Origin of the sequence: Winogradskyella psychrotolerans RS-3 (assembly GCF_000427335.1) — a bacterium.
GTDB lineage: Bacteria > Bacteroidota > Bacteroidia > Flavobacteriales > Flavobacteriaceae > Winogradskyella > Winogradskyella psychrotolerans.
The window spans coordinates 85187-91490 of record NZ_ATMR01000139.1 but is presented as its reverse complement, the minus strand read 5'-3'; the positions used below and the strand labels follow the sequence as shown (position 1 = coordinate 91490).

Here is a 6304-nt window from a genome sequence, read left to right as displayed (position 1 = left end):
TTTTTTTAGTTTATGCTTAGCATCTTTTGTTTTACCACATTTCACTAACCTCTTGTTTTATATATGCAAGAGCCGCATTACTTGGTGCTGGTTTATCCATAAGTTCTGTTAAAACAACCTCTCTAAGTTTGTCAGCTGTATCTGTTGATTCTTGCATGGCAGCTTTTCTAATCAATTGAATGGTCGCATTTTTTGCAGCTAATGTAATAGACCAACATTGATCGCTTACATAAATCTGTTGTGATAAGTTATGCTCTAATTCTTGTTCTATCGTTGCAATAAGTAAGCTTTCATAATCTGTTTTATTAGAAGACGTAGGGTGAACTCTCGTTAAAAGTTTTGAAGGTGCCACGCGCTCTAAGAAAAGCGATATACGTTCGTAAGCTTGCAAGCGTAATGGAAAGCTTTCTTTTTGCAAATCTTTCTGCAATAAAAAGCGTCTTCTACTATTTTCATTTTCTACATGTTGCTTAAAAAAATAGTAAGCCACTGCACCAACGATAGCAGCAGGAGCAATGCTGAAAAGTAACTCGATAATGTTGTCAATATCCATAGTGTAAATTTAGAATACAAACTTAAAACCTTTAAGTCTATTGCACAAACAAAACCGATAATTGAATGAAGTCTGTCTTTCATTCCATGAAGTCGCTTTTAAGGCATATGGTAACGTGCATTTTATAGTGTACGGCTTATTTTGCATAAGCTATTGACTTTTACGTCGTGAAAAGTATCGAATCGTTTTCGATTGCTTACACGAAATAATCTTTTTTTAAAATAATTCTAAAAAAGAAAGAATTAGAGGGTAACAATTTTAATAGCTACTTGATATAACCTCGAACGTCAGTTTTCAAAGCGTTAACTGAATTATAAAAAACAAAAATATAAGAATTATGAAATCAATTTTAAAAACAATTTTATTACTAGCCATTACACTTACTCTATTTAACTGTGACAACGATGATGACAATGCTCCAAACATAAGTGTTTGTAGTTATGAAGGACTTACAGCAGAATTACAAGGGGTTCTAACTTTAATACCAGCATCAGATTTGGTTACGGATTATTTTCCAAATAATGATGGACCAGGTATTGGAGCGTATGAAGTGAATCAAATTAGCAATATGGGAGGCACGTTCGTTGTCACAAAAGCGGTTACTAATGGTGCTGTAGATTCAGATCCTGAAATTAAAATTAATGATATAAACTATTCTGGTGTTGTGACTTGCCAAAGAGCAGGAAGTGCTGTAGGTGATGAGATTCGATTAGATATTGTACTAGCTTCAGGAGAGGAAGTAGAATTATGTGTTGTAATTGATTATGTAACTCCTTAAAAAAGTAGATTATGAAATTAGGAATAAACACCTTATTAATACTAGTTGTTGCTCTTACTTTTTTAATTGTGATAATAACGACGATGCTACATCAGCAGCTTCAACAGATGGATTTACAATAAATTCAACGTTTCACGAAACTGTAAATGCTTACGTCACTATAGATCAATTAGACAGCAATGCAGATGGTAATCCTGATCATTACAACTTTATGTTTACTGATGGGAGAATCACAGATACTTTTGGAGATGTAGGTCTCGGTTATGCCTATGCCTATTCGGTTAGTACCACTTCAAAATTGGCTTTAATAAAAGTATCGCTAGATGATAATCCAAGTTTAGGTTCGGGTTTAATTTCGACAGGTAATACGTATATCGGCTCTAGTTTAAGTACTGGTGTACCTAATTACTCAGCAGATTCTTTAATCGCTTATGATGGAGTCGTTTCTTCTTCTTTCGGAACAGAAAATGGAATCAACTATGGTCACCTTCCAGAAACAAGTGGAGTTTGGTATGCTGTAGGAACTATAGGACCGACGGTGATCATAAATGCAATAAACATTGATACAAATGTGCCTGCAAATAGCACAATCGATGTAGACTATACGTTTTTAGCTTCAGATGGCACTTCCATTACTGGGCATTACGAAGGCACTTTAGGAATAATATTAGATTAAAACAAAACGATGAAATCATTTATTAAATCAATGCTTTTAATGGCATTAACACTCTTGAGTTTTAGCTGTAGTAGTGACGACGATACAATTACACCAACCTTAAATACGAGTGAGTATTTTAAATATTCAATAAATAATGGTCCTGACCGTATTTTTGATGCTTACGCTAGAGGACGGTATGAGCCAAATCCCAATTCTACGTTTGAGAAATTTTATTTTAGAGCAGGTGCGGCAACGGCAGATGGTCCGACTGTTATAGTTGATGCCGATTTTACGTTTCAAGATTTCACGTCATTTACTAATACAACTAATTTTAATTGGGGAGTATCGGATGGTCTAACGGCTAATTTTTATTTCACAGAATTAACCCCTGGTCATACGTTTTTGTCTAGTTGGACGGTCATGCCAAGTAATCCTATTGTGTGCACAATTACCGTACACCCAGTGAATGTAGGAGACTATATAGAATTTTCTTTTCAAGGTGATTTTTTACTTGCGACAGAGAACTCTGTTCAAGGATCAATAGTAGGAGAGGGTAGAGTGTTGAGAGAATAAGTGATTCAAATAAATAATAAAAATTATGAAACGTGCATGTTAAAATTATTAATAACAAAGATCTAATTAATAACGAACAGCATGTGACCTTCGAAAAAAATAAACACATGAAAACATATATAAAAACAATAGTGTCAACATTGGTCGTGTTATTGGCTTTTAGTTGTAGTGATAATAGCTCTTCAAGCGGTTCTGGAAGCACAATAAATGCGGAGTATGCCTATATCACAGATGGTACAGATTTAAAAATTATTGATATTACGGTACCAACCGCACCAACGTTAGTAAATAGTATTGCGGTAAATACCTCTTACTTTGTAAGTGTATCTCCAGATGTGGCATATGTTGCTCAGTATGATGCGACCGAACCTTATTTAAGTATCGTAGATATTAGTAATGTAGCGGCACCAAGTATTCAGGCAGAGATTCAAAAAAGTAATACACTTGCTTTTAGTTTATTAAGTGATATGTACATGGTTAATAATGTGGCTTACTTAACAGATGTTTATAGAGGTTTACATGTTGTAGATATCGCTAGTTTTAATTTTACTAGTCAATTAAATTCTGGTGGAGATGCTATGAGTCTTACAAAGGTTCAAAATGAATTATTTGTCATCGATCAAGCTAATGGTTTACATTCTTACGATGTTACAACACCAGGAACTCCGACAGCAACAGGAACCACAAATACCGCAGATATTGATACGGCTTCTTATGGTGATGCTCCTTTTGGTCAGTATCATTCTTGGGTTGAAACCGATGGAACTTACCTTTTCGTTGCTAATACAATAGATAAGAAAATAAAACAATTCGATGCTGCAACACTTACGTTAGTTAACGAAGTTAATATAGAAGGATATCCTACAGCATTCGCAATTCATAATGGTAATGCTTATGTAACCATGAAAGCAAGTGCAAATGCACCGTTGCAAAATAGTTCTGATAGTGTTAGAATGTATGATTTGGCAACACTTTCCTTACAAGATATGAAAATACTATCAAGATCAAGTGGTGTAGCACTAAATGGTAATTACGCTTATGTAACAGATGCAAATGGACTTCATATTTATGACATCAGTGGAAATGATTTTGTATTAGAATCTTCTTTAGGAACTGGTTTCGGAAATTTTATAGCACTCGGACAATAACTAATTTAACCTAAATAAATAATTATTATGAAAATAATTATAAAAACGTTTTTAATCCTATTAACAATTACAATGTTTAGTTGTAATAGTGATGATGATCAAAACATAACACTTAATGTTTGTGATGAGAGTTATGTGTCTACAGAAATGACACATACGTTTTCTACAGCAAATGGTTATACAAATCTAACAGAGGCAAAACCATTAGAGGTTCACCATTATGCTATGCGAATACTCGAAGACGGAGTAATATGCAGTATTGGGTACCAAAACCCAACAAATTACACTGGTACTTATACTATTAAAATAACAAATAATAACAATGGTTTTATTTATGAAGATGTTCTGTCTTTTTCTCAAACAGAATTGGAATATCATACGATTTCTCAAGTTTTAAATGTTGAGGCAGGCGATTTCATTAGTGTCTGGAGGACAATAACCCCAGGATACACGGATATAAATCAAGCTAATGGGACTATCATTAATAAAATGGATAATTCCGCCTTTACATTCCCAATAACAGGTGTTAATGTAAAGTTTTTAAGCTCAAGTTTTGAAGGAGGTGGATCGGCAGAGTATGATACAGCCATTCCGCATATAGCTTTAGGTTTTAATGCTGATTAGAAATTGAAATATATCAATATTCATGTAGGTAATACATTTTTAAAGTAACATGAAGCTTTAAGATAAAGATATTATAAGAGTAGAGCTGTTCTGTCTGGGATTCCAGTTTTCAGAAGCAATACAATTATATAATAACATTAAAAAAGAATAGAGTTATGAATCTAGCATGTTATTACTATTAAGTACTCACTAGTCATTAATTGTAATAACATCTGATTGTAATAAATTAAAAAATATACACCTATGAAAACAAAAATACTATTATTGGCTTTTTTTAGTCTAGCCATATCAGCATATTCGCAAAATACTTATGTACCAGACGATAATTTTGAAAATTATCTAGAAACACACAATACTAGTGGTAATGTCGTTGCCGTTGGTGACCCAACGAGTTTGGGAAATGGAATTGCTAATGACGACTATGTAACTACGGCAAAAATTAATACAATAGGTTATTTGGATGTTAGCAATCAAGGGATTTCAGATTTAACAGGTATTGAAAGCTTTTCAGCCTTACAATCACTTTATTGTGGGTACAATCAATTAACAGAATTAAATGTGACACAAAATCCCGCTTTATCAGTATTAAAATGCTATCATAATCAATTAACCAGTTTAAATGTGAGTTTTAATTATTATTTGGAAACTTTAGAATGTAATGATAATGAGATAGTTACTTTAGATTTTTCTCAGAATCACCCTTTGTCATATGTATCTTGCTACAATAATCAAATAATAGGTCTCGATTTTTCACAAAATATAAATTTATATACCTTATTAGCTTATAATAATCAATTATACAGTTTAATCATGAAGAATATAAACAATGTAGCTATTTCAAATTTTAATGTGCTAAACAATCCATACTTAACGTGTATTGAAGTAGATGATGAAGATTGGAGTACTGCTAATTGGCTAAATGTTGACGTTACAGCTGTTTATAGTGAAGATTGTGCTCATGTCGGATTAACCTACGTTCCAGATGATAATTTTGAGAATTATTTAGAAACGCATGATGCTAATGGTAATATTGTATCTGTTGGAGATTCTAACAGTATGGGTAATGGAGTAGCAGGAGATGATTATGTGACTACAGCTTCTATAGATTCCGTAATTAACTTAAGTGTAACGTCGCAAGCTATTTTAGATCTAACAGGAATTGAAGATTTTGAGGCTTTGGAAAATTTACGTAGTGTTAATAACCAGTTAGCTAATGTTGATTTAACTCAGAATATTTTATTAAAAAAATTATATTCAAATAATAATCAATTGATAAATTTAGATCTGTCTCAAAACATCCTTTTAGAATATTTAGATATAAGTTCTAATGAGATAAGCACTATAGATGTGACTCAAAATATAGATCTAGACCATTTTTATATAACTAATAACCCAATAGCAACTATAGATGTGTCACAGAATATAGCGTTAGAATATTTTCACTGTAATAGTACAGAGTTAACGAGTTTAGATTTAACTCAAAATATAGTTTTATTTAGACTTTATTGTCAAAATAATTCTCTGACTAGTTTAAATGTAAAAAACGGGAACAATAGTAATTTGAACGGACAATTTTTTAATTCTTCTAACAACCCTTACCTAATATGTATAGAAGTAGATGATGCTACGTACTCCGCAATAAACTGGACAAACAAAGATAATGCATCAACGTTTGTAAACAACCAAGCAGAATGTGCTGCGTTAAGCACATCAGAATTTACACAGGTAGATTTTAATGTCTATCCTAATCCTGTAAAGCATGAATTAACGGTTTCAATAACTAATGAAGCTAGTTATAGTTTAATAACAGTAAGTGGACAGGTGGTTAAAAGTGGACAACTTCAATCAGGAGAGAATACTTTAAATGTATCTAGCTTCTCTAATGGTTTATACTTTTTACAAGTAAAAACAGAAAAAGGGATTTCAACTAAAAAATAATCAAAGATTAAATTTACACTTATATTTAGCCT

The 6304-nt window shown here is 32.3% G+C and carries 7 protein-coding genes; 6 read left to right on the top strand and 1 reads right to left on the bottom strand.

Annotated features, from left to right (window positions below):
• Positions 1–31 precede the first annotated feature (31 nt).
• Positions 32–553 carry a DUF7935 family protein gene (locus ADIWIN_RS14845; protein ID WP_020896238.1) on the bottom strand — a complete coding sequence of 174 codons (522 nt, stop codon included), beginning with the start codon at positions 551–553 and terminating at the stop codon, positions 32–34.
• A 337-nt stretch (positions 554–890) separates the two neighbouring features.
• On the opposite strand from ADIWIN_RS14845, the gene ADIWIN_RS14840 reads away from it, so the two are divergent.
• The 6 genes from ADIWIN_RS14840 to ADIWIN_RS14815 all read left to right on the top strand — a co-directional run bounded on the left by ADIWIN_RS14840 (position 891) and on the right by ADIWIN_RS14815 (position 6272).
• Positions 891–1331: a hypothetical protein gene (locus ADIWIN_RS14840; protein WP_020896237.1), complete on the top strand. Its 441-nt coding sequence runs from the start codon at positions 891–893 to the stop codon at positions 1329–1331.
• A 211-nt stretch (positions 1332–1542) separates the two neighbouring features.
• Positions 1543–2007 (top strand): hypothetical protein, encoded by a 465-nt coding sequence (locus tag ADIWIN_RS14835; RefSeq protein WP_020896236.1) that lies wholly within the window; start codon positions 1543–1545, stop codon positions 2005–2007.
• 9 nt (positions 2008–2016) lie between these two features.
• Positions 2017–2562, top strand: a complete 546-nt coding sequence (locus ADIWIN_RS14830) for a hypothetical protein (RefSeq protein ID WP_020896235.1) — start codon at positions 2017–2019, stop codon at positions 2560–2562.
• A gap of 107 nt (positions 2563–2669) precedes the next feature.
• On the top strand, positions 2670–3710 hold the full coding sequence (locus ADIWIN_RS14825; RefSeq protein ID WP_020896234.1) for an LVIVD repeat-containing protein: 1041 nt from the start codon (positions 2670–2672) through the stop codon (positions 3708–3710).
• Between the two features lie 27 nt (positions 3711–3737).
• A complete protein-coding gene (locus ADIWIN_RS14820; protein WP_020896233.1) occupies positions 3738–4334 on the top strand; it encodes a hypothetical protein in 597 nt (198 codons plus the stop codon).
• Positions 4335–4577: 243 nt separating this feature from the next.
• Complete coding sequence (locus ADIWIN_RS14815; RefSeq protein ID WP_020896232.1) at positions 4578–6272, top strand: T9SS type A sorting domain-containing protein; 1695 nt, start codon at positions 4578–4580, stop codon at positions 6270–6272.
• The last annotated feature ends 32 nt before the right edge of the window (positions 6273–6304 follow it).